Below are 26,568 nucleotides of genomic sequence, written 5' to 3'. Positions count from 1 at the left end.
GCCATCGCTCCGTGACGGCACTTCGACGCCGGGTACCAATACCATGATATCTCCTCTCATCATACTGGTAATCACGTTATCTTGCCGTCATCCGATTCTGAGACTTTCGCCAGCCATGCCTCCAGCGCCGCCAGTCCCTCCCGGATCGGCTCGTCAAGCGCCGCCGCCGTCAGCGGGGATCGCTCCAGCGCCAGGCAGGCATCCGCTGCGCCGCGCATTCCCAGGCTAGCACAGCTGCTCTTCAGGCGGTGCGCAAGCCCCTTCACCTGGTCGGCGTCTCCCGCGGCGCGGGCCGCTGCAATCTCAGCCAGCAGCGGTAGCGAGTGCTGACGAAACAGCGCCAGCCACTCCGTCAGGCGCGGCTGGCCAAAGGTCGCCACATCCTCCGCTAGCTGTTCGTCATCCAGCGGTGCTGCGATCTGCCGCACTACGCGGGTCGGTCGCACAGTACTGTGCTCACCGTCGGCCAGCGCATGGGCAATCAAGCGACACAGCTCTGCCCGCGGCACCGGCTTTTGGATCATGCCGCAAAACAGTGGACGGATCCGTCGATGCTGAGCCTCATCCAGCACATGCGCGCTAAAACCGATGCGCTTCAGCTGCGGGTAGGCCTCTGCCATCTGGAGCGCCAGCGTAGGTCCGTCGCTGTCCGGCAGATCAAAATCCACCAGCGCCGCATCGAACGCCGTATCCTGCGCCAGTAAGGCCTGCGCCTCCGCGGCGCTACCGGCGATATGAACCTGAACGCCCGCGCTCTGCAGCATCTCTGCGCTGATACGCTGGCTAAGCGGATTATCCTCGATCAGCAGCAGACGGCGACCGACCAGCGACCATGCCTGCGCAGGCGCCTCCGGCGGCGGCAGCGCCGCCCGACGCAGCGGTAAACGCAGGCAAAAGCGGCTCCCCTTGCCCGGGGTACTGCTCAGCTCCAGACTTCCCGCCATGGCCTGCGCCAGGCCGCGGCAGATGGCCAACCCCAGCCCCGTACCGCCGCGTCGGGCGCTCAGCTGCACAAATGGCTGAAATATGGCCGCCTGCTGCGCCGGGTCGATGCCGCAGCCGCTGTCCTGAACCGCTATCCACCAGTGCGTCTCATCGCAGCCGCAGCTCACGCAAATCACCCCGCGCTCGGTAAAACGCAGGGCGTTGTTCAGCAGGTTCATGACGATCTGGCGAATCCGGCGCGGATCGCCCTGCAGCCAGGCCGGTAACGCATCAGCGTAGTCATGCGCCAGGCGAAGCGGACGATCGCGCAGCCGCCCCTCCGCCAGACGCAGCAGACTGTCCAGCAGCTGGCGCGGTGAAAACGGCTCATCGTTTAGCACCACGCTACTGCTGCCGGCTTCGATAGCCGAATAGTCCAGCACATCGTTCAACACCGCCAGCAGCGACTCACCGGAGTCGTTGATCGCCTGGACATAGCCCCGGCTCTGGGGAGAGATCGGCTGCTCTGCCAGCAGCTGGGCGGTGCCCAGAATGCCGTGCAGCGGCGTACGGATCTCGTGGCTCATCGCCGCCAGAAACGCCGACTTGGCCCGATCGGCGTTCTCCGCCTCTGCGCGGGCCTGACGGTGCTCAACCACCAGCGCCTGCAGCTCGGCGGTGCGCATCTGTACCAGATCGGCCAGATGCTGACGCTGATGACGCAGGGCGCGTACGCTGGTGCGAAATGCCTCCATAAGACGTCCGATAGTATCCAGCTCGCGCACCCCGGCGCGATCGGGAAAGGGGGAGTCGAAGTCGCCGTCCAGCAGGCGCTGCAGCGCGGCCGTCTGATGGGCCAGCGGCTGAGAGAGCGAGCGGTAAACCACGCGCCACAGGATCAGGCACAGCGCCAGCAGCCCGGCGCCCCCCAGCAGCGTCAGCCAGGTCAACCCCAGACGACGCGCCTGCTGCAGGTGCTCTAGTGCGGTGGCATTGCGCAGCTCAATATCGCTCACCTGGCGGCTTATCTCCGCGCTAAAGCGGGTAAAGAGATCCAGATTGTTCTGTGACAGCGCCTGTAGCCGGGCGTAAATATCATTATCCTGGCGGTACAGATCGACCAGCGTACGGTACTGCGCAACCTGCCCCAGCGCCTGGGCTATCTGGGCGCGAATGCGCGGATCCTCAACCCGCTGCTGGCGGCGCTGCAGGATGCGCAGCGCCTGTGCCAAGCGCTCCTCCTGTTCGCTCAGCGCCAGACGGCCGCTGTCGCTCTCCAGCGCCATGATCATCTGCTGGACCCGCAGCGCGCTCAGGCGTAGCTCGCTCATCTGATTCAGGTACTCCAGATCGATATCGATCAGCCGATCCAGCGCCTGCTCCGCCGCCGCTGCCCGCCGCTGCTCAATCAGATCATAGATACCCGCCTGGGTCGCACCGGCGGCCGTCGCCGCGTTGCTGGCCTGCCCTTTGGCCAGCTCGGCAATCTGCTCTGCCGCCGCCGCCACCTGCGCGCTGAGCGCCCGCGCACGCATACGCAGCTGCAGGCGCTGACCCACCAGCGCCCCCTGCTCTCCCAGCGAACGGGTGATCTCCGTCTCCTGCTGGGCGATGGTATCGATATCGAATCCCTGGCGGCGCAGCTCATCCAGCAGACGGCTGATCTTCAGGCTCTGCGCCGTCAGCATCCGCCCCTGGGCCAGCCACTCCCGTTCGCTGTCCGCATTGCTCAGGCTCTGGGCCGAAAACAGCTCATAGGCACCGGCCTCGCTCAGCTGGCGCGCCATGTTCATGGTCGGCAGCAGGGCCTGCGTATTGGCCTGCTCCACCCGGCCCACGTAGTGCAGGCTAAACCAGCCCACCAGCACGCTGCCCAGGGTTAACGCCGCCATCAGCGCAAAAGCCAGCCATAGCCGGCGAGTCAGAGAAGGCGTCCCCATAGCGCTCCCGCGTCGTAAAAACGTTGAGTTAATCCGTGATAAGGCACTAGCATAAAGGCTTACCCATCACGAGGCTATTATGTCCCGACGGCGCACCCTGTTCCTATGTCTGCTTTGGCTGTCCACCGCGACGGCGCACGCCGATGCTCCGCTGCTGCGCTGGCCGTCGGATCGTCAGTCCGTTCAGCTGCGCCAACCCCCGCTGCACGCGGTTAAGCGCTGGAAGCTGTGCGCCCTCTACCCCAGCCTAAAAGATGCCTACTGGCTCTCGATCAACGATGGAATGATCCGGGCCGCCGACCGACTGGGCGTGACGCTGAAAGTATTCGAGGCCGGCGGCTATCGTCAGCAGGCGACCCAGCGCGAGCAGATGGCCCTGTGCCGCGACTGGGGGGCCGATGCCATACTGATCGGCAGCAGCACGGCCCGCTTCCCGGCGCTGGCGACGCTGGCCGCGGGGATCCCGCTGATCGAGGTCGTCAACGCCCTGCACGATCCCGCCATCCGCACCCGGATCGGCGTCCCGTGGTTCCAGATGGGCTATCAGCCGGGACGCTATCTGGCGCAGCGCCTCGGCCAGCGCCCGCTCAAGGTTCTGCTGATGCCCGGCCCGCGCGACGCCGGCGGCAGCCGGGAGATGAGCGATGGCTTTAAGGCGGCGCTGAGCGGCAGCCGCCTGCAGATCGTGGACGTCGCCTACGGCGACAATGACATCGAGGTGCAGCGCAATCTGCTGCAGGACATGCTGGAGCGCCACCCGGATATCGATGTGGTGGCCGGTACCGCGATCGCCGCCGAAGTCGCCATGGGCGAGGGGCGTAACCGCGCCACGCCGCTGACCATCGTCTCATTCTATCTCTCGCACCAGGTTTACCGCGGCCTGAAGCGCGGACGCATTCTGGCCGCCGCCAGCGACCAGATGGTGTGGCAGGGCGAGCTGGCCGTCGAACAGGCCCTGCGCACGCTGCAGGGAGAGCACGTGCCGGACAACGTCAGCCCGCCGATCCTGGTGCTCACCCAGCGCAACGTCAGCAGCGCGCTGGTTCGCCGCTCGCTCTCTCCCCTGGGCTTTCGCCCGGTCTACCTCTATCAGCCCGCGCCGAAGGCAGAGTAAGACGCGGTCAGGCGACCTCGGCCGCCAGAAAATAGCCCTCGCCGTGCTGGGTCACGAACAGATCGGGGCGCAGCTTGGCGCGCAGACGGCGGATTAAGACATCCACCGTGCGCACATCGGGGCTGTCGACCCGGTGCGATGAAAGCATGCGCAGCAGCCGCTCTCGGCTTAAAATTGCGCCGGGATTGGTCACAAAGGCCAGCAGCATTTCATACTCGGCGCGCGTCAGCCGGATCGGCTCGTCGTCCAGCGTCAGCGTATGGCGCGACACGTTCAGGCAGTAGCCGGCGAACAGATAGCAGTTATCCGCCGCGGGCTGCGCCTGGCGCGCCAGATCGATGCGCCACAGCAGGTTCTTCACCCGTACCACCAGCTCGCGCAGCTCCAGCGGCTTAGTGACGTAATCATCCGCCCCCATCTCCAGGCCGACGATACGGTCGATGCGATCGCAGCGGCCGGTGACCAGGATGATCCCCACCGTCGAGCGCTCGCGCAGCGCACGCGTCAGCATCAGTCCGTTCTCATCGGGCAGATTGATATCCAGCAGGATCACATCGACCGGCTGCAGCAGCATCAGCTCGCGCAGCCCAGCGCCGCTGGCGGTCACCGAGACCTGGTATCCCTCTTGGACAAAGTAGTCGCGCAAACGCGCCTGCGTCACCGGCTCATCTTCCACAATCACAATGTGGTGCGTCATGGCCACGGCCCACCGTTAGCTGTTCATATCTGTTCATATTCTGACGTATCGTGTTCACGCTGACCAGTGACCCTGTTCATATTTAAACAATAAGATCGCGCATAACCCCAATTCCCTCATCATGACAGGATCTTGCGATGAAAAATCTATGGAACAGGCTGAATCGCCCCAGCGCGCGCTGGTCGGTACTAGCGCTGTTGGCGCTGGGCATCGTCATCGGCCTGGCGCTGATCGTTCTGCCGCACGTCGGCATCAAGCTGACCAGCAGCACCGAGTTCTGCGTCAGCTGCCACAGCATGCAGCCGGTCTACCAAGAGTATAAGCAGTCGGTACATTTCAAAAACGCCTCCGGCGTGCGCGCCGAGTGCCATGACTGCCACATTCCCCCCGATGTGCCGGGCATGGTGAAACGTAAACTGGAAGCCAGTAACGATATCTACCAGACCTTCATCGCCCATTCGATCGACACCCCGGAGAAGTTCGAGGCCAAGCGCGCCGAGCTGGCCGAGCGGGAGTGGAAGCGGATGAAAGAGAATAACTCGGCGACCTGCCGCTCCTGTCATAACTATGATGCGATGGATCACGCCAAGCAGCATCCGGAGGCCGCCAAGCAGATGGCCATCGCCGCCAAGGATAATCAGTCCTGCATCGACTGTCATAAGGGCATTGCGCATCAGCTGCCGGACATGAGCAGCGGCTTCCGCAAGCAGTTTGCCGAGCTACGTCAGACGGCCAGCGATGACGGCAACACCCTGTACACCCTGGATATGAAGCCGATCTACGCCGCCAAAGGCGACAAAGAGCCGGCCGGTTCCCTGCTGCCCGCCTCCGAAGTCACCGTGCTGAAGCGCGACGGCGACTGGCTGCAGGTGCAGATCGAAGGCTGGACGGAGACCAATGGCCGCCAGCGCGTGCTGTCCCTGCTGCCGGGCAAACGTATCTTCGTCTCCTCTATCCGTGACCAGGTACAGCAGAACGCCAAGACGCTGGAGAAAACCACCGTCGCCGCCACCGGCGTAGAGTGGAGCAAGCTGCAGACCACCGCCTGGGTACAAAAAGGCGACCTGGTCAATAACATCAAGCCGATCTGGGCCTATGCCGATGCGCTGTACAACGGCACCTGCAACCAGTGCCACGGCGCGCCGGAGAAAGCACACTTTGACGCCAACGGCTGGATTGGCACCCTCAACGGCATGATCGGCTTCACCAGCCTGGACAAGCGGGAAGAGCGCACCCTGCTCAAATATCTGCAAATGAACGCCTCAGACACCGGCGGCGCCGATCAGAAACACTAAGGGAGAGACAATCGATGAACCATAACGAAAGTGTCCGCATATCACGCCGCCGTTTTCTGTCACAGCTCGGCGGACTCACCGCCCTGGGCATGTTTGGCCCCTCCCTGCTGGTCAGCCGCGACGCGCAGGCACAGGCCGGTACGGCCGCCGCGGGCGGCGTACAGGAAGGGATCCTGACCGGTTCACACTGGGGCGCCATCCGCGCCACGGTGGTGGATGGCCGCTTTGTCGCCGCCAAACCCTTTGAGAAGGACAGCTACCCCTCCAAGATGGTGGCCGGTCTGCCGGATCATGTACACAATACGGCCCGTATCCGCTACCCGATGGTACGGATCGACTGGATGCGCAAGCGCCACCTCAGCGATACGCGCCAGCGCGGCGATAACCGCTTCGTCCGCGTTAGCTGGGACGAGGCGCTGGATCTGTTCTACCAGGAGCTGGAGCGCATCCAGACCACCTATGGCCCCAGCGCCCTGCTGAGCGGCAGCGGCTGGCAGTCGACCGGCATGTTCCACAACGCCGCCGGCATGATGGGACGGGCGCTGGCGCTGCACGGTAACAGCGTGGGCACCGGCGGTGACTACTCAACCGGCGCCGCCCAGGTGATCCTGCCGCGGGTCGTCGGCTCCATGGAGGTCTATGAGCAGCAGACCTCCTGGCCGCTGGTGCTGAAAAACAGCAAGACCATTATTCTGTGGGGATCCGATCTGCTGAAGAACCAGCAGGCCAACTGGTGGTGCCCAGATCACGATGTCTATCAGTACTATGCCCAGCTGAAAGAGAAGGTCGCAAACGGTGAGATCCGCGTCGTCAGCATCGATACCGTGGTCTCCTCTACCCATGACTACCTGGGGCGCGACAAGGTGCAGCATATCGCCGTCAATCCCCAGACCGATGTGCCGCTGCAGCTGGCGCTGGCTCATACCCTGTACAGCGAGAAGCTGTACGACGCCCACTTCCTGGACAACTACACCGTCGGCTTCGACCAGTTCCTGCCCTATCTGCTGGGCACGCAGGACGGCCAGCCGAAGGATGCCGAGTGGGCCGCCAAACTGACCGGCATCGACGCCGAAACCATCCGTGCCCTGGCGCGCCAGATGGCCGCCGGACGGACTCAGATCATCGCCGGCTGGTGCGTACAGCGTATGCAGCACGGCGAGCAGTGGTCGTGGATGATCGTGGTGCTGGCCGCCATGCTGGGACAAATCGGCCTGCCGGGCGGCGGCTTTGGCTTTGGCTGGCACTACAACGGCGCGGGCACCCCGAGCCGCAAAGGGATCATCCTCAGCGGCTTCTCCGGCGCCACCACCATCCCGCCGCTGCACAACAGCAGCGACTACCGCGGCGCCAGCAGCACCATTCCCATCGCCCGCTTTATCGATGCCATGCTGGAGCCGGGCAAAAAAATCGACTGGAACGGTAAACAGGTGACCCTACCGGCGCTGAAAATGTGCGTCTTCGCCGGCACCAACCCGTTCCACCGTCACCAGCAGATCAACCGCATGATCGCCGGCTGGCAGACGCTGGAGACCGTCGTCGCCATCGACAACCAGTGGACCTCCACCTGCCGCTTCGCCGACATCGTCCTGCCGGCCACCACCCAGTTTGAGCGCAACGATCTGGATCAGTACGGCAACCACTCCAACCGCGGCATTCTGGCGATGAAACAGCTGGTACCGCCCCAGTTTGAGGCGCGTAGCGACTTCGATATCTTCCGCGAGCTGTGCCGACGCTTTAACCGTGAGCAGGCCTTCACCGAAGGGCTGGACGAAATGGGCTGGATCAAGCGGATCTATCAAGAGGGCGCGCAGCAGGGCAAAGGCCGCGGGATCCACCTGCCGACGTTTGACGCCTTCTGGAACGGCAGCGGCTATATCGAGTTTGACGATCCGCAGCTGTTCGTGCGTCATCAGGCCTTCCGCGACGATCCGGATCTGGAGCCGCTGGGCACCCCGAGCGGCCTGATCGAGATCTACTCCAAGAGCATTGCCGATATGCACTACGGCGACTGCCAGGGCCACCCGATGTGGTTCGAAAAGGCCGAACGCTCCCACGGCGGCCCCGGCTCGGCGCGCTTTCCGCTGCACCTGCAGTCGGTGCACCCGGACTTCCGTCTGCACTCGCAGCTGTGCGAATCGCCGACGCTGCGGGCGCACTACAGCGTCGGTGGACGCGAGCCGGTCTTTATCAGTCCGCAGGACGCCGACGCGCGCGGGATCCGCAACGGCGATATCGTCCGGGTATTCAACGATCGCGGCCAGGTTCTGGCCGGGGCCGTGGTCTCCGATCGCTATGTGCCCGGGGTGATCCGCATCCACGAAGGCGCATGGTACGACCCGGACCGCGGCGGCGTGGCGGGGGCCCTGTGTAAATACGGCAACCCCAATGTCCTGACGCTGGATATCGGCTCTTCGCGGCTGGCCCAGGCCACCAGCGCCCATACCGCCATCGTTGAGGTGGAGAAGTACCGCGGCCCGCTGGATCCGGTCACCGCCTTCAATGGCCCGCAGGAGATGGTGGCGCAGTGTCAGTACGTACCGCTGCAGACGGAGGAGACGCCATGAGCACCGCCGGCCCGTTGACGGCGCAGCACTATGCCTGCCTGTACGCCTGGCTGGCCGGGCTGTTCGCCCACGAAGCGGACGAGGCGCAGCTGGCCCGTCTGCGCTCGCCCGATACGCAGGCCTGGCTCGACCTGCTCTGCCAGCAGGCGCCCCTGCGCCCGGCGCTGCAGCACCTGCAGGCGGCGCTCGCCGCGCTGGAGACGCGCCCGGACGCCCGTCTGGAGCTGGCGGCAGACTTCGCCGGTCTGTTTTTGCTGTCGCAGAAGCGGGCGGCGCTGCCCTATGCCTCCTGCTATCAGGGAGAGACGCCGCGCTTTCGCCAGGCGATCTGCGTGGAGATGCAGTCCCTGCTGCGCCAGGCCGGCATGCAGCTGAACGCCGACTTTCACGAGCCGGAGGATCACCTGTCCATCTTCCTGGAGCTGCTCAGCCATCTGAGCTTCGCCAGCGCAGAGCAGCCGGAGCACCAGGAGAGCGAACGGATGCAGCTACGCCGTACCACCCTGAACCTGCTGCTCGGCTGGCTGCCGGCGTTCAGCGCACGCTGTGTCCGCTACGATCCGTTTGGTTTCTACGGCGCCCTGAGCCAGCTGCTGCTGGCGCTGGTTCAGCAGGATGCCGACCTCAGCGCCGTCGAGCGCGTATCACCGGCCGCCACACCAGGGCCCATTGCCGGATAACAATAAAAACAGACGAAAATCGATTTCGGGCGGAATTATCCGCCCGTTTTTTTTGCGCGGGAGAGACTCAGTCCAGCCGACAGTGGCTGTCGGGGCAGATACGCGCCAGGTGGGTATGATCGTTGATCATATCGCGCAGGTTCGCCTCGATCGTATGGGCCATCGCGTTCAGGGGCAGGTCGTTGGCCTCGATGCCAAACGGGTCCTCTAGCTCCTCCGCCAGGGCATCCAGGGCGATGAAGGTATACGAGATAAACACCGAAACCAGCGGCGTCATATAGTGCAGATCGGAGACCAGAGCAAAGGGCAGCAGCGCGCAGAACACATACACCGTGCGATGGACTATCAGGCTATAGGCGAACGGGATCGGCGTATTGGAGATGCGCTCACAGCCCCCCAGGATCACCGACAGCTGGTTCAGGTTAGTGTCGATGGTCTGGAAGTCGATATCGCTCAGGTAGCCGCGCCGACGCTGCTCGCCCAGCCACTGCCCCATCAGCTGCAGCAGCCGGTTACAGGGGGAGCAGCTCCCCAGCACCGCCGCCTTATCCTGCGAGGGCAGCAGACGGGTCAGCTCCATGGCCATCGGTTCATGGCGCAGATGGTGCTTCAGCGCATAGGAGAACGCGGTCAGCAGCATGGCGAAGCGCCGATGCTCGCCGCCCGGATGCGGCATCAGACTGATGGCCTGGCGCATCAGAGAGCGGGTGGTGATCAGCAGCGATCCCCACAGCACCCGCGCCTCAATAAAGCGGGCATAGCTGGCGTTATTGCGAAAGCCGAGGAAGATGGCGATGGCCACCCCCAGCAGGCTGAAGGGGCCCAGCGTCAGGTTAACGTTAAAATCCTCATGCCACAGGTAGCACATCACCGCCAGGCAAGAGACCATGAAATTAAGGCTGAGACGAAAAAGAATATTCGGCAACACCGAACCGTGCCAGACGAACAGGCGCCGGAACCAGTGCTGGGGGGGTCTAACGATCATACTGAATTACTCGGAAAAACGACACCGCGCACATGACTGGGGGAACGTCCCTACGACGGCCGTCCCTGCGCGGTACGGGGCGGCGGCGCGCCAGTGTACGCCTGTGTCGCGCGCAGCGGCAACAGGCAGATCCCTCCGCGGCGAACGGGTGAGGAAAAAAACGCCATACTGCCTATACTCCCGGCAGAAAATACTGTCGCTTCACGGTTACGCGCTGGAAGTCACCGTTGCCAGGGCCATTCTCCTGCGACTGCACTCTTTTTTTGCAGCCTGGCCGATCATGGATTATTAATAGCAAACATACCGTTAACGTATGCGACGGTGTGATGCACCATCTAACGGGACAGCGGGGCACCGGGTCCCCTGTCAGGAACGCCCGTTTGGCGGGTTAGGGAGTCACCATGATTTACTTCGATCGCAACCGTCTGCTGCAGCTGGATCCGCGCTTCCTTAAGCAACAGCGCGTCTCACTGCTGATCCTGTCGCTGCTGCTGCTGCTCGGCGGCCTGTTCTGCCTGTTCCGTCCGCTGGCCTCCGGCAACGCCCTGAGCGCCGTGGTCGGCATTCTGCTGCTGCTCAGCGGCGTAGGGCTTATCATCGGCATGATTGCCAATCGGGCCAATAACCTCTGGCCGATGATCGGTGGGATATTAATGGGCGCTGCCTATCTGGTGATGGGCTTTATCTTCATCCGCAGCCCAGAGGTCGGCCTGTTCACCGTCGCGGTCCTGGTCGCGACCCTGTTTGCGCTGGGGGGGATCGCCCGCCTGATGGCCGGCGTTAAGCTCAAGGGCGCCCACGGCGGCTGGCTGCAGGTCATCATTGGCCTGCTGGATCTCCTGATCGCCTGGATGCTGATAAGCGCCGGACCACAGGGCTCCATACTGCTGGTCACCATGATCGTCGGTATCGAAATGCTGTTCAGCTCTTTCAGCCTGTTCCAGGTCGCCCAGCTGCTGAAGCAACGCTAAGCGCCCTCTCCCATGACTAACGGGGCGCGATAGGGCGCCCCGTTGCTTTTAAACACGCCGACTCAGTAAGCCTGACGGTAAAGCTGCTCGATATCCCGCAGCGTCGCGCTGCGCGGGTTACCGCCGGTGCAGACGTCCGCCAGCGCGGCCTCCGCCAGACGCGCGATATCCTCTTCACATACCCCGACCTCACGCAGGCTCGGCGGGATCCCTACGTCCCGGTTTAACGCCTCGACCGCGGCGATCGCCGCCGCCGCGGCCTGATCCAGGCTCAGATCGTCGCAGGCGATCCCCAGCGCGCGGGCGATATCGCGGAACTTCTCGCCGCAGGCGCCGGCGTTATAGCGCATTACGTGGGGCAGCAAAATGGCATTGGCCACGCCGTGCGGCGTGTTATAAAACGCGCCCAGCGGATGCGCCATACCGTGTACCAGCCCCAGCCCCACGTTGGAAAAGCCCATGCCGGCGACGTACTGCCCCAGCGCCATCGTCGCGCCCGCCTCGGCATCGCCGTTCACCGATGCGCGCAGCGCACCGCCGATCATCTCGATAGCCTTCAGGTGCAGCGCGTCGGTCAGCGCCCAGGCGCCGCGGGTGATATAGCCCTCTATCGCATGGGTCAGCGCATCGACGCCGGTGGCCGCCTTCAGCGCCGGCGGCATACCGTCCATCATATCGGCATCGATAAAGGCCGCCTGGGGAATGTCATGCGGATCGACGCAGACAAACTTACGCCGCTGCTCTTCATCGGTGATCACATAGTTAATGGTCACTTCCGCCGCAGTTCCCGCGGTGGTCGGCACCGCCAGAATCGGTACGCTCGGACGCGTGGTCGGCGACAACCCTTCCAGGCTGCGTACATCCTCGAACGCCGGATTATTACTGATGATCCCGATCGCCTTGCAGGTATCCTGCGGCGAACCGCCGCCGATGGCGATCAGGTAGTCGGCCCCGCTGTCGCGGAATACCGCCAACCCCTGCTGTACCACCCGGATCGTCGGGTTGGGCACCACCCCATCGAACAGGGCGTAGGCCAGGCCGGCGCTATCCAGGTGCTTTGTCACCCGGGCGACGGCGCCGCAGGCGACCAGCGTGGCGTCGGTGACGATCAGCGCCTTACGGTAGCCGCGCCGCTGGATCTCCGCAGGCAGCTCGGCGATGGCGCCGCGGCCAAACCAGGCCGTTTCGTTCAGGATCATGCGATGTGCCATGGTCACTCCCCCTCACTCTTCAATACGCAGGCCATAGGTTTTGAATTTCTCCAGCACCACCGCGATCTCCTCATCGGAGAGCACCGGCACCGGATCGACGATCGCCAGGGTGGCGAGGTACAGCTGGGCCAGCACCTCGACCTCGTGCGCCAGCCACAGCGCCTTCTGCAGGTTTTCTCCACAGGCGATCAGACCGTGGTGCTGCAGCAGCGTCGCCCTGCGGTATTTCAGCGCCTCAGTCACGTAATCCGACAGGGTACGGGTACCAAACGTCGCGTAGGGGGCACAGGGGATCGTGTTGCCGCCAGCGGCGGCGATCATGTAGTGGATCGCCGGGATCGGTCGGTTCAGGATCGACACGGCGGTACAGTGAATCGCGTGGTTATGGACCACCGCATTGGCATCAGGGCGGGCCTGATAGGCGGCCAGATGAAAACGCCACTCGCTGGAGGGCAGCTTGCCCTCTTCATGCTGCCCCTCGCCATCCACATAGACGATTTGATCGCAGCGCAGCTGCTCATAGGGGATACCGGTCGGGGTAATCAGCATGCCGTCGCGGTAACGCACGCTGACGTTGCCTGCCGTGCCCTGATTCAGCCCAAGACGCGTCATCTCCAGGCAGGTATCAATAATGGCGCGCGCCAGTGTTTCTCTTTCCATGGTTAACCTCTCTCAGGGTGATACCGGACACGTCTGCCTGCCCACGCCTGCGGTGGGTGCAGGGCGATCGGCAGAGACCTATCGCGGTAAGTTCGCTATTTGTCTGTGCACATATTTCGCCTGAATAACGAAAGAGGAAACTACAGCGCATTATTTTGTGACCGTCATCAAGACTATTTGCCACCTTAATTAAAAACAGACCAATTTCCGCCGTAAAAAATGTCCGTTTCAGTCAAAGAGCGACTAAACGGGCAATTATTTGTGCGCTGTTAACAATTGACCGTTTAAAATAAAAAATGCCTATTCGGTCATTCAATGTGTGTATTTAAATTAAATATCGACGAAAACGGTCATCTATTTAATCGACATAGAGTGACTCCCTTCACACTTCCCCACCCGCGAGGATCAAATGTGATTTGATTCATATTTTCGAACCTTTTTTATTTTGAAAATAGCTCTGCGTTACGGCAACAGGGCATGATGTAGGCGCATTTGTCAGCGGATGGATGCCGCATACCCATAAACGGTGCTGGCCAAAGAAATCTCGCGTTTCCCAGGCCAAAAGAGATGAGGGAAGAATGAGAGCAAGCGCATTATCATCAATATGTTATGCAAACACATCCGTCAGCGGCGACGGCGAAAATTCGCCGCGGACGATGCCGAACATAGCGCTGATAAGCCTGCTCATTATTCTACGTCGCGTCGACCAAGGCACCGCTATCGCGGCAGAGGTGCGCCTCAGGCTACACGGCAGGGTATCGCGTATTAATTTATTAAATATATTCTCTTTTTTATCGAATGTATTTTGCGCAAAAACCACGCCATCGCTTATTGATGTCAAGGATAACGACATGCTGACATCGAATAGGCGAAAAATAGGTAAGTCCAGCTTAACAAACGTTGCACCTGTTGGCCAAATCATTAGCAGCCATACCGATTATACTGAAGCGGACGATTAATCCTATCTCCGCAAAATAATTAGACCCACCCTACCCGATACAAATGTGGAGTGTTAGTCATGTCCGATATAACGAGCAAGAGTACTAGCGCAGGAAACATTGCCTCGGCGGCACAGCGAATCGCCGTCGTTCCTAAAAATATTTTAATCCCCTTTGTCTTATTAACCAGCTGCTTTGCCCTGTGGGGGCTGGCCAATAATATGACGGATGTGCTGATTGCCCAGTTCCGTAAGGTCTTCACCCTGACGGACATGCAGTCAGGCCTGGTACAGACCGCATTCTATGGCGCCTATTTTTGCCTGGCGCTGCCGGCGGCGCTGTTTATCAAACGCTTCAGCTACAAGGCCGGCGTTCTGCTGGGGCTGGGGCTGTTTTGCAGCGGCGCCCTGCTGTTTTACCCGGCCAGCCAGATCATGGCCTATGGTCCCTTCCTGCTGGCCCTGTTTATCCTGGCCGGCGGTCTGTCCATTCTGGAGACCAGCGCCAACCCCTATATTATCGCGATGGGCCCCCAGGAGACCGCGACCCGCCGCCTTAACCTGGCGCAGTCCTTTAACCCCATCGGCTCGATCACCGGCGTACTGATCGGCAAATTCTATATTTTGGCCCAGCTGAACCCGGCCACCGACGCCGAGCGTACCGTCATGGATCCCGATGCGCTGGCCTCTATCCAGTCCGCCGAACTCTCCGCGGTGATGGGGCCCTACGTTGTCGTCGCCCTGGTGATCATCATGGTCTGGCTGGCCATCGCCTTTACCCGTATGCCGGTCGCCCACGATAGCAGCAGCGCAGAAAGTACGCTGAAACAAAGCTTTAGTCGCCTGCTCAGCAAGGGGTACTTCGTCCGCGGCGTCGTGGGGCAGTTCTTCTACGTCGGCGCCCAGATCGGCTGCTGGTCCTATACCATCCGCTACGTTATGGCGGAGATGGGCGGCAACGAGGCCGAAGCCTCCACCTACCTGCTGCTCTCTATCGTGCTGTTCTCGGCCTTCCGCTTCGTCTGTACCGCCCTGATGAAATTCGTCTCTCCGGCCATCCTGCTGGGCCTGTTGGCCAGCCTGGCCTCCGCCAGCCTGCTGCTGGTGATGTTCGTCGGCGGCATCGCCGGGGTCTATGGTCTGGTGGCCGTATCGGCCTGTATGTCCCTGATGTTCCCGACCATCTTCGGTCTGTCGGTGCACGGGCTGGGTAAAGACACCCAGTTCGGCGGCAGCTGCCTGATCATGGCGATCCTCGGCGGCGCGGTGCTGACCGCCCTGATGGGCCAAATCTCCGATATGGCCGGGATTCGCATGGCTTTCCTTATCCCGCTGCTGGGATTCGTCTACCTGATTCACTTTGGCTTTAAAGGCCACCGGGCATAACGCCCCAACACCGACGCTGTCGGCATCCCCGCCCCGCGCCGCGATGCCGACCCTGATTAGCACTCACCGATTACGACGAGGTAACAGCATGAACAAGCAACACAGCCTGCCGAAAGTAGGTATCCGTCCGGCCATCGATGGCCGCCGTATGGGCGTTCGCGAATCGCTGGAGGCACAGACCATGGAGATGGCGCAGGCGACCGCCCGCCTGATCAGCGAACAGCTGCGCCACCCCTGCGGCGCCCCCGTCGAATGCGTGATCGCCGATACCTGCATCGCCGGCATGGCCGAAGCCGCCGCCTGCGAAGAGAAATTCAGCCGCAGCAACGTGGGTCTGACCATTACCGTGACCCCCTGCTGGTGCTACGGCAGCGAAACCATCGACATGGATCCGCTGCGTCCCAAGGCCATCTGGGGCTTCAACGGCACCGAGCGCCCCGGCGCCGTCTATCTGGCCGCCGCGCTGGCCGCCCACAGCCAGAAAGGGATCCCGGCCTTCTCCATCTATGGCCATGACGTGCAGGACTCCGGCGATGACAGCATCCCGGCCGACGTGCAGCAGAAGCTGCTGCGCTTTACCCGCGCCGGGCTGGCGGTGGCCGGAATCAAAGGGAAAAGCTACCTGTCGCTGGGCGGCGTGTCGATGGGCATCGCCGGCTCCATCGTCGATCACGACTTCTTTGAGTCCTGGCTGGGCATGAAGGTGCAGGCCGTCGATATGACCGAGCTGCGCCGCCGCATCGATAACCAAATCTATGACCAAGACGAGCTGGCCCTGGCCCTTGAGTGGGCTGACGCTCACTTCCGCTACGGCCCGGATCTCAACGCCGAGCAGTATCGTCGCTCGCCGGAGGAGAACCGCCGCGTGCTGCGCGAAAGCCTGCTGATGGCGATCTGCATCCGCGACATGATGCAGGGCAACCCGAAGCTGGCCGAACGGGGCTGGGAGGAGGAGGCGCTGGGCTATAACGCCGTGGCCGCCGGGTTCCAAGGGCAGCGCCACTGGACCGATCAATACCCCAACGGCGACACCGCCGAAGCGCTGCTCAACAGCGCCTTTGACTGGCACGGCGTACGCCGTCCGCTGGTGGTGGCGACCGAAAATGACAGCCTCAACGGCGTCGCCATGCTGTTCGGCCACATGCTCACCGGCACCGCCCAGATCTTTGCCGACGTCCGCACCTACTGGTCGCCGCAGGCGGTCGAGCGCGTCACCGGCCAGAGGCTGGAGGGGCTGGCCGAGCACGGCATCATCCACCTGATCAACTCCGGCTCCGCCGCGCTGGACGGCACCTGCCGTCAGCAGGACGCCGAGGGGCACCCGACCATCAAGCCGCACTGGCAGATCAGCCAGCAGGAGGCCGACGCCTGCCTGGCCGCGACGGAGTGGTGCCCGGCCATCCACGAATACTTCCGCGGCGGCGGCTTCTCCTCCCGCTTCCTGACCCGCGGCGGCGTCCCCTTCACCATGAGCCGCGTCAACCTGATCAAGGGCGTCGGGCCGGTGCTGCAGATCGCCGAAGGCTGGAGCGTCGAGCTGCCGGAGGAGATGCACGATATCCTCGACAACCGCACCAACGCCACCTGGCCGACCACCTGGTTCGTGCCGCGCCTGACCGGCAATGGCCCGTTCAAGGATGTTTACTCGGTGATGGCCAACTGGGGCGCCAACCACGGGGTTCTGACCATCGGCCACGTCGGCGCGGACCTGATTACCCTGGCCTCCATGCTGCGCATTCCGGTATGCATGCACAACGTCACCGATGACGCCATCTACCGTCCCTCCGCTTGGGCCGCCCACGGGATGGACAGCGAAGGTCAGGACTATCGCGCCTGCCAGAACTACGGCCCGCTGTACAAGCGCGCCTGATGCTGCCGGGCGGCGCTACGCCGCCCGCTTTTTTGCCAAGGAGGCGGTATGACTCATGATGTTGTTTTGGTTCTGGACTGCGGCGCAACCAACGTGCGCGCCATCGCCGTCGATGCGCACGGCAACGTCGTCGCCCAGGCCGCGCAGGCCAACGCCAGCCAGGCCGGAGCCGAAGACGCCCGCTGGCATGTCTGGTCGCTGGAGGCCATTCTGCAGCGCTTCGCCGACTGCTGCCGCCAGATTGCACCGCAGCTCGCCAACGCGCGCATACATGCGCTGACGGTCACCACCTTTGGCGTCGACGGCGCCCTGGTGGATCGGCACGGTGAGCTGCTTTACCCGGTCATCAGCTGGAAATGCCCGCGCACCACCGCCGAAATGGAGGGGATCGAACGCTATATCTCCGCCGAAACGCTGCAGACCCTGTCGGGGATCGGGCAGTTCAGCTTTAATACCCTGTACAAACTGCTGTGGTTCAAACACCACCACCCGGAGCTGCTGGAGAAGGCGCACGCCTGGCTATTCATCTCCTCGCTGATCAACCAGCGCCTGACCGGCGAGTTCACCACCGACCGCACCATGGCCGGAACCAGCCAACTGCTGGACGTACGCAACGAACTCTTTAGCGATACTATCCTGCGCAGCACCGGCCTGCGCAGCGACCTGTTCCCGCGCATGGTCGCCGCCGGAGAGCACATCGGCCACCTGCTGCCGACGATGGCGCAGTTTCTCGGCCTGCCGACGGGGATCCCGGTGATCGCCGCCGGCCACGACACCCAGTTCGCCCTGTTCGGCTCCGGCGCCGGGCTGGAGCAGCCGGTGCTCTCCTCCGGTACCTGGGAGATCCTGATGGTGCGCACCCCGCAGGTCAACACCGCCCTGCTGCCGCAGCACCGCGGCTCCACCTGTGAGCTGGACAGCTGCCAAGGGCTGTTTAACCCCGGACTGCAGTGGCTGGCCTCCGGCGTCCTGGAGTGGATCCGCCAGCTCTACTGGCCCGGCGCGGCGCGCCAGGAGGCCTACCGTAGCATGATCGCCGAAGCCGCCGCCGTCGCCCCGGGCTGTGATGGACTGCGGATGAACAGCCAGCTGCTGCTGTCCGACGGACGCGCCGGCTGGCAGGGGGTCACCCTCAACAGCGGGCGCGGCCACTTCTACCGTTCCGCGCTGGAAAGCCTGGGCTGGCAGCTACGCCACAACCTGCACACCCTACAGACCCTGGGGGGCTTTCAGGCTCAGAGCCTGCTGCTGGTGGGCGGTGGCAGTCGCAACGCCCTGTGGAACCAGATTAAGGCCGATATTCTCGGCATTCCGGTGCGCGTGCTGGCCAACGCGGAAACCACCGTGCTGGGCGCGGCGCTGTTCGCCTGGAGCGGCGCCGGTTATTACGCCTCGGCCGATCGGGCGCGCGAAGCCGTCACCTTTACCTATCACGACTACATCCCGGGCGAACAGCGGGCGCAGTATCAGGCGCTGCAGCCCACGGCGCCCATCAGGAGCCACACATGCTGAAAAATATCTCCCCGCTGATCTCCCCTCAGCTGCTGAAAACCCTGGCCGAGATGGGCCACGGCGATGAAATCATCTTCGCCGACGCCCACTTTCCAGCCCACGCCATGGGACCGCAGGTGATCCGCGCCGACGGCCTGAGCGTCAGCGATCTGCTGGCGGCGATCATCCCGCTGTTCGAGCTGGACAGCTATGCGCCGCCGCTGGTGATGATGGCGGCGGTCGAGGGCGACACGCTCGATCCGGCCGTCGAGGCGCACTACCTCACGGCCCTGTTTGCCGACGCGCCGGCGCAGCCGGTGACCCGCATCGACCGCTTCGCCTTCTACCAGCGCGCGCAGCAGGCCTTTGCGATCGTTATCACAGGAGAGCGTGCCAAGTATGGCAATATCCTGTTAAAAAAAGGCGTGACCCCGTAATCTCTCCCCGTCGCCGCCCGCCATGACGCGGGCGGCCTCTCCCGGGAGCAGAAGATGAAACACGATCGTCATCAGGCCATCATCCAACTGGTGGCCGAGCACGGAACGCTAAGCACCGAGGCCCTGGCGCAGCGCCTGGACGTCAGCCGTGAAACCATTCGCCGCGATCTGAATACCCTGCAAAAGCAGGGGAAAATCGTGCGTCGTCACGGGCGCGCCACGGGCCTTGGGGGGGAAACCCAGGACAGCGGCGACCCGTTCAACGCCCGGCTCAAGAGCCACCTCTCCGGCAAAGCGGAGATCGCCCGTCAGGCGCTGGAGTGGATAGACAGCGGCATGACCCTCGCCCTCGATGCCAGCTCCACCTGCTACTACCTGGCCAAACAGCTCCCCGACGTGGAGATCACCGTATTCACCAACAGCCTGCGTATCTGTCAGGCGCTGGCCAAACGCCAGCGTATTCAGCTGATCAGCTCCGGCGGCCTGCTGCAGCGCAAATACGCCTGCTACGTCAACCCGGCGATCCTCTCCCAGCTCAAGGCGCTGGAGATCGATCTGTTCATCTTCTCCTGTGAGGGGATCGATGGACGCGGCGGGCTATGGGAGTCCAATGCCTATAACGCCGACTTCAAGGCGCTGCTGCTCAAGCGCGCCGCGCAGTCCCTGCTGCTGATCGACAAGAGCAAGTTCAACCGCGCCGGCGAAATCCAAATCGGCACGCTGGACGACGTCGCGCAGGTGATCTCCGATATGCACGACGACGACGCGCCGCTGCCCGACGGCGGCGTCTAACGGCGACGGGGTGAAAGAGAGAGCTGCGGCACATTCCCGCTTCAGCGTATGTAAATCCCGCCGCCGCCGCCCCGGCGCGCTTTAAATGTAACCAGCTTTCCCCTATGCTATCGGCAATCTGGGAAAGACGGGCACGGCTTTTGCTTGGCTCGCAACGGGGAACCTCATCATGAAACGGACCAAACACATTAATCGCAGCGCATTCCGCAAGCGCTGGCAGATGGCACCGCTGGCGCTGGCCGTCAGCGCGGTATTCCTGCTGGCCGGCTGTGAAAAGAGCGATGAAACGGTATCGCTGTATCAAAACGCCGACGACTGCAGCAAAGCGAACCCCTCCATGAGCGCACAGTGCAAGACCTCTTACGACGACGCGCTGAAAGAGGCGGCGAAAACCGCGCCCAAGTACGCCACGCGCGAGGACTGCATCGCCGAATTCGGCGAGGGCCAGTGCACTCAAACGCCGGCGCAGGCGGGCATGGCGCCGACAACGGGCAACACCAATGCCGAGGCCGCCCAGAGCGGCGGCAGCTTCTGGATGCCGCTGATGGCCGGCTACATGATGGGGCGTCTGATGGGCGGCGGTTTTAACCAGCAGCCGCTGTTTACCCCGCGCGGCGCCGCTAGCCCAGCCAACGGCCAGTTCGTCGACGCCAGCGGCAAGAGCTACGGCCCGGCTACCGCCGGCGGCCGTACCATGAACGTGCCTAAAACAGCGATGGCGCCCAAGCCGGCGACCACCACCACGGTCACCCGCGGCGGCTTTGGCGAAACGGTCGCCAAGCAGAACAGCCTGCAGCGCAGCAGCGCGTCCGGCACGGGCACCGGCTCACGTAGTATGGGCGGCTAAGCAATGAAACGTATTGCCATCAGCGAGCGCCCGGACTGGCGCGCCAAAGCCAGCGAGTTCGGCTTCCAGTTTCATACCATGTACGGCGAGCCCTACTGGTGTGAGGATGCCTACTATCAGTTTTCCATGGCGCAGGTAGAAGCCCTGGAGCAGACCACCGCCGAACTGCACCAGATGTGTCTGCAGGTGGTAGAGAAGGTCGTCGACAGCGAAGCGCTGCTGAGCCGCTTCCAGATCCCCAAACATACCTGGGACTTTGTGCGCGCCTCCTGGCGCTCCGGCCAGCCGTCGCTCTATTCGCGCCTCGATCTGGCCTACGACGGTCAGGGGCCGGCCAAGCTGCTAGAGAATAACGCCGATACGCCGACCTCGCTGTATGAGTCCGCGTTTTTCCAGTGGATCTGGCTAGAGGATCAGGTGCGCGCCGGTAAGCTGCCCGCGGCGGCGGATCAGTTCAACAGCCTGCAGGAGCAGCTGATCGCCCGCTTCGCCGAGCTGAAGGCTAACCACGGCTTCCAGCTGCTGCACATGGCTTGCTGCCAGGACAGCGACGAGGATCGCGGTACGGTACAGTACCTGCAGGACTGCGCCGCAGAGGCCGGTCTGGCCACGGAATTCCTGTACATGGACGAGATAGGCCTGGGCGAGAAGGGACAGTTTACCGACCCCCAGGATCAGGTGATCAGCAACCTGTTCAAGCTCTATCCCTGGGAGTTTATGCTGCGCGAGATCTTCTCCACCAAGCTGGAGGACGCCGGGGTGCGCTGGCTGGAGCCGGCCTGGAAGAGCATTCTGTCCAACAAGGCCCTGCTGCCGATGCTGTGGGAGATGTTCCCCAATCACCCCAACCTGCTGCCGGCCTACTTTGCCGACGGCAGCCAGCCGCCGCTGGATCGCTATGTGGTGAAACCGCTGTTCTCCCGCGAGGGCGCTAACATCCGCATCGTCGAAAACGGTCAGGAGATCGAGCGGGTCGACGGCCCCTACGGCGAAGAGGGCATGATTGTGCAGCAGTACCACCCGCTGCCCCAGTTTGGCGACAGCTACACCCTGATCGGCAGCTGGCTGGTCAACGACAGCCCGGCCGGCATCGGCCTGCGCGAGGATCGCAGCCGCATCACCCAGGATCTGTCGCGCTACTACCCGCACATCATTCTGGACTAGCGCCGCGAACCGCGGCCGATAAAAAAGGCACCGCCCTAACGGGCAGTGCCTTTTTCGCTACAGCGACGTCGGGTTATCCCTGCGCGCCGTGATTCTTCAGCACCACCACCTCATATTCGCCTTTCCCGTTACACTGCACCCCGTGAATATCGGTTTCAAAGCCCGGATAGTGGGCGCCGATGTCGCACAGCAGCTGCAGGAAGTCCAGCACCGGCTTACTGGCCTCGGTGATCATCTCGCCCGGCATGATCAGCGGAACGCCCGGAGGATAGGGCAGGATCATATTGGCGCTGACCCGACCGATCATCTGCTGCAGCGGACAGCTTTCAATATTGCCGCGCACCTCCTCCTGGAAGGCGTCGTGCGGCGTCAATACCAGCGTCGGCAGCACGTCAAAGGCGCTGTACATCAGATCCGGCAGGCGAGACTCGCTGGTCAGCGTATGGATCCCCTGCGCCAGCTCCTGAATGCGCATGTTCTCATAGAACTCCGGCGCCTCCTGATACAGCGACGGCAGCACATTCTTCACCCGCAGGTTGAGATCGTACACCCGCTTAAAGTCCGTCAGGGCGCGCAGCAGACTGAGCGCCTTGGTCTTATCGATCCCGATACTGAACAGGAACAGCAGGTTATACGGCCCGGTCTTCTCTACGATGATCCCGTGCTCATCCAGATACTTGGAAACGATCGATGCCGGGATCCCCCAGCTGTCCATGGTGCCGTCGGCCTTCATCCCCGGCGTCAGCAGCGTCACCTTGATCGGATCCAGGTACATATGATCGTCGTCGATGTTCTTGAAGCCGTGCCAGTCGTTGCGCGAATTCAGCGGCCAGCAGGCCACCTCATCGATATTGTCCGGCTGCCAGACATCAAAGAACCATCCCTCTGACTCGGTACGCAGGCGCTTGATCTCCTTACGGAAGCGGATCGCACGTTCGATCGAGTTCGCGATCAGTCGCTTACCCGTATTGCCCTTCATCATCGCCGCCGACATCTCGGCCGACGCCACAATGCCATAGTGAGGCGAGGTGGAGGTGTGCATCATATAGGCTTCGTTAAAGGTCTCCTCATTGATGATCCCTTTCACATGAATCATGGATGCCTGAGAGAACGCCGCCAGCAGCTTATGGGTCGACTGCGTTTCATAGATCACTTTACCCGGCACCCGCTCACCGCTCATCCCCGCCTTGCCCTGATAGATGGGGTGGAAGTTGGTATAGGGAACCCAGGCGGAGTCGAAGTGGATCGACTTCACGTCCAGGGTCTGCTTGATATAGTCGGTGTTATAAAACAGCCCGTCATAGGTCGAGTTGGTGACGACCGCATGCACCGGCCAGGTGGCGTTCGGGGTATTACGCACCTTCTCCTCGATGGCCTCACGGGTGAACTCCTGGCGCGGGATCCCGCCCAGAATGCCGTAGGCGTTACGGGTCGGACGCAGATACAGCGGCACCACGCTGCTCATCATCATCAGATGGGTCAGCGACTTATGGCAGTTACGATCGATGAGGATCGAGGCGCCCGCCGGCGACGAATACATCCCGACGATCTTGTTGGCCGTCGAGGTCCCGTTGGTGACGATATAGCTGCGATCGGCGTTAAAGGTGCGGGCGATATACTCTTCCGCCTCGCGGTGCGGGCCGCTGTGATCCAGCAGCGATCCCAGCTCGGCGACCGAGATAGAGATATCGGAGCGCAGGGTATTCTCGCCGTAGAAATCATAAAACAGGGTGCCGACCGGGCTTTTCTCAAAGGCGGTCCCCCCCATGTGCCCCGGGGTACAGAAGGTGTATTTCTCCTCATGAACATACTTAAACAGCGCCTTGGTCAGGGGCGGCATTATGGCATCGATATACTGATCGGTGCTCTGGCGGATCTTCAGGGCGATGTCCTGCGCGCTGCCTAAGGTGTACTCAAAGAAGCGCACGTTCAGACGCAGATCGCTCATGCTCACGTCCAGCGTGGAGTAGGTATTGGCGAAGGCGTAGATCGGCAGCATCTTGTTCAGGGCGCTGATCTCCTCACACAGCGCCAGGTTGTACTTATCCCAGTCAAAGATCACCCCGCACAGGCGGGCGTTGTTCTCTATCAGCTTGAGCAGGTCGTTGCGATCGTGCGGATAGGCGATGCGAAAGCCCGCCTTCTCCAGCTCCTGTTGCAGCTCGCGCAGCGGTTCTTCCTTAAAATACGCGCTCATGTCATTCATTATGGCAATGATATTCATGCGAACACTCCAGACCAATTCACTGGCTTCACCGGCGGCGCAGGGGCCGCCGGTGGGTTAACCACGGTTGAGGTTAAGTACGCGGGGCGCTGCCTTTATCCTGTGCGGAGCCCAGCTTACGTGAGTAGAACATCAGAATGATCAGGCTGACGATAAAGGTACCGGACAGCTCGATCGAGTTGGCCCCCATCAAAGCGATAAAGCAGAACACACAGCCGAGAATGGACGCCAGCAGACTCAGTACGTTCTTGATGTTGGCTCCATCAAAGCGGATCAGGTCAATACAGGAGTAGAAGTAAGGCAGCATGGTCAACAGCACCGCGATGCCGGTCAGTTCGCCGAACAGGTCAGAGGCCTTACCGCCGCTGGCGTTCATCACGGTGATCAGCACCATCAGAACGGTCATCTTGAGCGCGGCCAGGAACAGCCCTTTCTTCGGCAGGCCATTCTTGTCCAGCTCACCGTAGATTTTCGGGAAGTTACCGTCATGGGCCGCACGCGCGCCGGCCTGACCGACCAGCATCATCCAGGATCCCAACGACGTCAGACAGGCGAAGGCGGTGAAGGCGGACACTACCGGGCCAGCCCAGCTGCCCACCATGGTCGAGGCGCTGATGGCGAACGGCGCGCCGGAGGCGGCCATCTGATGGGCCGGATACATCCCGGCGATAGCCTGCGTCGCCGCAATATAGACGATACCGGCCAGGAAAGTCCCCATCATGGTTGCCAGCGGGACGTTACGCTGCGGATCCTTCACCATCCCGGTACTGACGGACGCAGACTCCACCCCGATAAACGCCCACAGGCAGAGCAGAATACTTTTAATAATAGCGTGATAATCCGTGCCGCCGGAGGTGTTCCAGTTCGCCATATAGGTCGTCGGCTCAAACCAGAACCAGCCGGCGATCCCGGTCCCGATAACCGGGATCAGTACCAACACCAGCCCCAAGGTGGTCAGGCGGCTGACCCAGGCGCCCCCCAGCATGTTAACGAAGGTGAAAATCCACACGATAGCGATACAGGCGATACCCGCCGGTACCGGGCTGTTAAGCACCGGGAAGAAGGTCGATAAATAAGAGACGGCGGTAATACCGATAGCCAGGTTACCGATCCAGTTGGCGTGGTAGTACAGCACCCCGGTCTGGAACCCGAAGGCGGCACCGACCTCACCGGCGTAGGCAACCGGACCACCCTCCTGGGGGTTTTTGGTGGCCAGTCGGGCATACACATAGGCCAGAGAAACGGCGCCCACCAGCGCGATCAGCCAGCCCCATACGGCAATTGACCCTAGGCTTGCCAGGTTGGCGGGCAGCAGCGCGATACCGCTGCCCATCATGTTCCCGGCAACCACCCCGGTACAGGCGATAAGCCCGATTTTTTTTACAGAAGCCATAGTCTGCGCTCCCCTATGATGATGACTGGCCATGACGCAGGCCCACTGGAGCGCATGTCAGTAAACGGGCAGGCTCCGCAGATAATTATAGAAAAGAAAGTAATCTTTTCCCGTGATAAACAATATTTTTACAATCATTTTTCACCTTTAAATTCAACACATTGCACAGACACATTCCCGCACAAAATAAACGGAAATAAATATACAATATAATCATCAAGATAATTATTTCCCCCGACGACGCACGCCAGACGGCGCCCCCTTTTTCCCGTCGATACGCGCGGAGACGCTGAACTGTGTAAATTAATTAATCGATTTTTTGACGGCGCGTCGCCCCTTGAACATCCTCCCCGTCACCGCTATGCTGGCCGCCATGAACACGCCACGACTCCCCATCGCCCTGCAGCAGGCCGTCATGCACACCCTGCGTCGTTGCCTTAGCCTGGCCGAACAGCGACTGAATCAACCCCTCCCGCTGCCCCAGATTGACTACCGCCAGCGCGGCACCGTCGCGGGCACCGCCTGGCCACAGCAGTGGCAAATCCGGCTGAACCCGGTGCTTCTGCAGGAGAACGGGCAGGCGTTTATCGACAGCGTCATCCCCCATGAGCTGGCGCATCTGCTGGTCTACCGCCGCTTTGGCCGCGTCGCGCCCCACGGCAGAGAGTGGCGCTGGATGATGGCGGAGATACTGGGCGTGGAGCCGCAGCGAACCCACCGCTTCAGCGTTGATTCGGTGCGCGGACGCACCTTCACCTACCGCTGCGCCTGCCAGCAGCACCAGCTGACCCTGCGCCGCCATAACCGCGTTCAGCGCGGCGAGTCCAGCTACCGCTGCCGTCAGTGTGGCGCCGCGCTGAGCTTCACCCCCGACGCGACGCCGGCGTAGGCGTAGGCGTAGGCGCGACGCTTTCCCACGTTTTCTAAAAATTAAGCGCGCCGGGCGCAAAAGGTTGCCCGCAGACCGCGTATTGTCTACCCTGCTG

General features: G+C 62.3%; 21 protein-coding genes. 14 read left to right on the top strand and 7 right to left on the bottom strand.

Annotated elements, in window-relative coordinates; translation table 11 throughout:
- Positions 1-71: 71 nt before the first annotated feature.
- The gene (gene torS / locus BRD58_RS01780; RefSeq protein WP_073381474.1) at positions 72-2,864 is read right to left on the bottom strand and encodes a TMAO reductase system sensor histidine kinase/response regulator TorS; all 2,793 of its coding nucleotides are present in this window, start codon (positions 2,862-2,864) and stop codon (positions 72-74) included.
- A gap of 79 nt (positions 2,865-2,943) precedes the next feature.
- On the opposite strand from torS, the gene torT reads away from it, so the two are divergent.
- On the top strand, positions 2,944-3,978 hold the full coding sequence (gene torT, locus BRD58_RS01775) for a TMAO reductase system periplasmic protein TorT (RefSeq protein ID WP_034168122.1): 1,035 nt from the start codon (positions 2,944-2,946) through the stop codon (positions 3,976-3,978).
- A 7-nt stretch (positions 3,979-3,985) separates the two neighbouring features.
- On the opposite strand, the gene torR is transcribed toward torT, so the two are convergent.
- Positions 3,986-4,675, bottom strand: a complete 690-nt coding sequence (torR, locus tag BRD58_RS01770; protein WP_015460770.1) for a two-component system response regulator TorR — start codon at positions 4,673-4,675, stop codon at positions 3,986-3,988.
- A 137-nt stretch (positions 4,676-4,812) separates the two neighbouring features.
- On the opposite strand from torR, the gene torC reads away from it, so the two are divergent.
- From torC to torD, 3 genes are read left to right on the top strand one after another with little or no spacing between them, the layout of a single operon-like run.
- Complete coding sequence (torC, locus tag BRD58_RS01765; protein WP_012847176.1) at positions 4,813-5,970, top strand: pentaheme c-type cytochrome TorC; 1,158 nt, start codon at positions 4,813-4,815, stop codon at positions 5,968-5,970.
- A gap of 14 nt (positions 5,971-5,984) precedes the next feature.
- Positions 5,985-8,534, top strand: a complete 2,550-nt coding sequence (gene torA / locus BRD58_RS01760) for a trimethylamine-N-oxide reductase TorA (protein WP_012847175.1) — start codon at positions 5,985-5,987, stop codon at positions 8,532-8,534.
- A complete protein-coding gene (torD, locus tag BRD58_RS01755; RefSeq protein WP_073381472.1) occupies positions 8,531-9,214 on the top strand; it encodes a molecular chaperone TorD in 684 nt (227 codons plus the stop codon). The genes torA and torD overlap by 4 nt, the downstream gene beginning before the upstream one ends.
- 67 nt (positions 9,215-9,281) lie before the next feature.
- Here torD and BRD58_RS01750 read toward each other — a convergent pair whose 3' ends face one another.
- Positions 9,282-10,199: a bestrophin family protein gene (locus BRD58_RS01750; RefSeq protein ID WP_034168123.1), complete on the bottom strand. Its 918-nt coding sequence runs from the start codon at positions 10,197-10,199 to the stop codon at positions 9,282-9,284.
- Between the two features lie 401 nt (positions 10,200-10,600).
- Here BRD58_RS01750 and BRD58_RS01745 point away from each other — a divergent pair, with 401 nt between their 5' ends.
- Positions 10,601-11,170 (top strand): HdeD family acid-resistance protein, encoded by a 570-nt coding sequence (locus BRD58_RS01745; RefSeq protein ID WP_012847172.1) that lies wholly within the window; start codon positions 10,601-10,603, stop codon positions 11,168-11,170.
- A gap of 62 nt (positions 11,171-11,232) precedes the next feature.
- Here the strand turns inward: BRD58_RS01745 and fucO are convergent, their stop codons facing one another.
- Positions 11,233-12,381, bottom strand: a complete 1,149-nt coding sequence (gene fucO / locus BRD58_RS01740; protein WP_015460767.1) for a lactaldehyde reductase — start codon at positions 12,379-12,381, stop codon at positions 11,233-11,235.
- Positions 12,382-12,393: 12 nt separating this feature from the next.
- Positions 12,394-13,041: an L-fuculose-phosphate aldolase gene (gene fucA / locus BRD58_RS01735; protein ID WP_012847170.1), complete on the bottom strand. Its 648-nt coding sequence runs from the start codon at positions 13,039-13,041 to the stop codon at positions 12,394-12,396.
- Positions 13,042-13,619: 578 nt separating this feature from the next.
- On the opposite strand from fucA, the gene BRD58_RS18025 reads away from it, so the two are divergent.
- The 8 genes from BRD58_RS18025 (at position 13,620) to BRD58_RS01695 (ending at position 21,965) form a co-directional block, all read left to right on the top strand.
- Entirely contained in the window at positions 13,620-14,000 is a 381-nt protein-coding gene (locus BRD58_RS18025; RefSeq protein WP_158024512.1) for a hypothetical protein, read from the top strand.
- A 59-nt stretch (positions 14,001-14,059) separates the two neighbouring features.
- The gene (gene fucP / locus BRD58_RS01725; protein WP_012847168.1) at positions 14,060-15,364 is read left to right on the top strand and encodes an L-fucose:H+ symporter permease; all 1,305 of its coding nucleotides are present in this window, start codon (positions 14,060-14,062) and stop codon (positions 15,362-15,364) included.
- An 88-nt stretch (positions 15,365-15,452) separates the two neighbouring features.
- Complete coding sequence (locus tag BRD58_RS01720) at positions 15,453-17,234, top strand: L-fucose isomerase (RefSeq protein ID WP_012847167.1); 1,782 nt, start codon at positions 15,453-15,455, stop codon at positions 17,232-17,234.
- 48 nt (positions 17,235-17,282) lie between these two features.
- On the top strand, positions 17,283-18,746 hold the full coding sequence (gene fucK, locus BRD58_RS01715; protein WP_015460765.1) for an L-fuculokinase: 1,464 nt from the start codon (positions 17,283-17,285) through the stop codon (positions 18,744-18,746).
- Positions 18,740-19,162, top strand: a complete 423-nt coding sequence (gene fucU, locus BRD58_RS01710; RefSeq protein ID WP_073381468.1) for an L-fucose mutarotase — start codon at positions 18,740-18,742, stop codon at positions 19,160-19,162. Before fucK ends, fucU begins: the two co-directional genes overlap by 7 nt.
- Before the next feature lie 54 nt (positions 19,163-19,216).
- Complete coding sequence (fucR, locus tag BRD58_RS01705; RefSeq protein ID WP_073381466.1) at positions 19,217-19,954, top strand: L-fucose operon activator; 738 nt, start codon at positions 19,217-19,219, stop codon at positions 19,952-19,954.
- A 169-nt stretch (positions 19,955-20,123) separates the two neighbouring features.
- Entirely contained in the window at positions 20,124-20,801 is a 678-nt protein-coding gene (locus BRD58_RS01700; RefSeq protein ID WP_012847163.1) for a DUF1190 family protein, read from the top strand.
- Between the two features lie 3 nt (positions 20,802-20,804).
- Positions 20,805-21,965: a glutathionylspermidine synthase family protein gene (locus BRD58_RS01695; RefSeq protein ID WP_012847162.1), complete on the top strand. Its 1,161-nt coding sequence runs from the start codon at positions 20,805-20,807 to the stop codon at positions 21,963-21,965.
- A gap of 73 nt (positions 21,966-22,038) precedes the next feature.
- Here the strand turns inward: BRD58_RS01695 and BRD58_RS01690 are convergent, their stop codons facing one another.
- Both BRD58_RS01690 and cadB read right to left on the bottom strand, forming a co-directional pair.
- Positions 22,039-24,189, bottom strand: coding sequence for a lysine decarboxylase CadA (locus BRD58_RS01690; protein WP_012847161.1), 2,151 nt, complete (start codon positions 24,187-24,189; stop codon positions 22,039-22,041).
- Positions 24,190-24,262: 73 nt separating this feature from the next.
- Positions 24,263-25,582: a cadaverine/lysine antiporter gene (gene cadB / locus BRD58_RS01685; RefSeq protein WP_012847160.1), complete on the bottom strand. Its 1,320-nt coding sequence runs from the start codon at positions 25,580-25,582 to the stop codon at positions 24,263-24,265.
- 373 nt (positions 25,583-25,955) lie between these two features.
- On the opposite strand from cadB, the gene BRD58_RS01680 reads away from it, so the two are divergent.
- Entirely contained in the window at positions 25,956-26,471 is a 516-nt protein-coding gene (locus tag BRD58_RS01680; protein ID WP_015460760.1) for a SprT family zinc-dependent metalloprotease, read from the top strand.
- Positions 26,472-26,568: the final 97 nt, after the last annotated feature.

This window comes from Edwardsiella piscicida, from assembly GCF_001896205.1.
GTDB lineage: Bacteria > Pseudomonadota > Gammaproteobacteria > Enterobacterales > Enterobacteriaceae > Edwardsiella > Edwardsiella piscicida.
The sequence above is the reverse complement of the archived record's forward strand: the minus strand, read 5'-3'. Positions and strand labels throughout refer to the sequence as shown.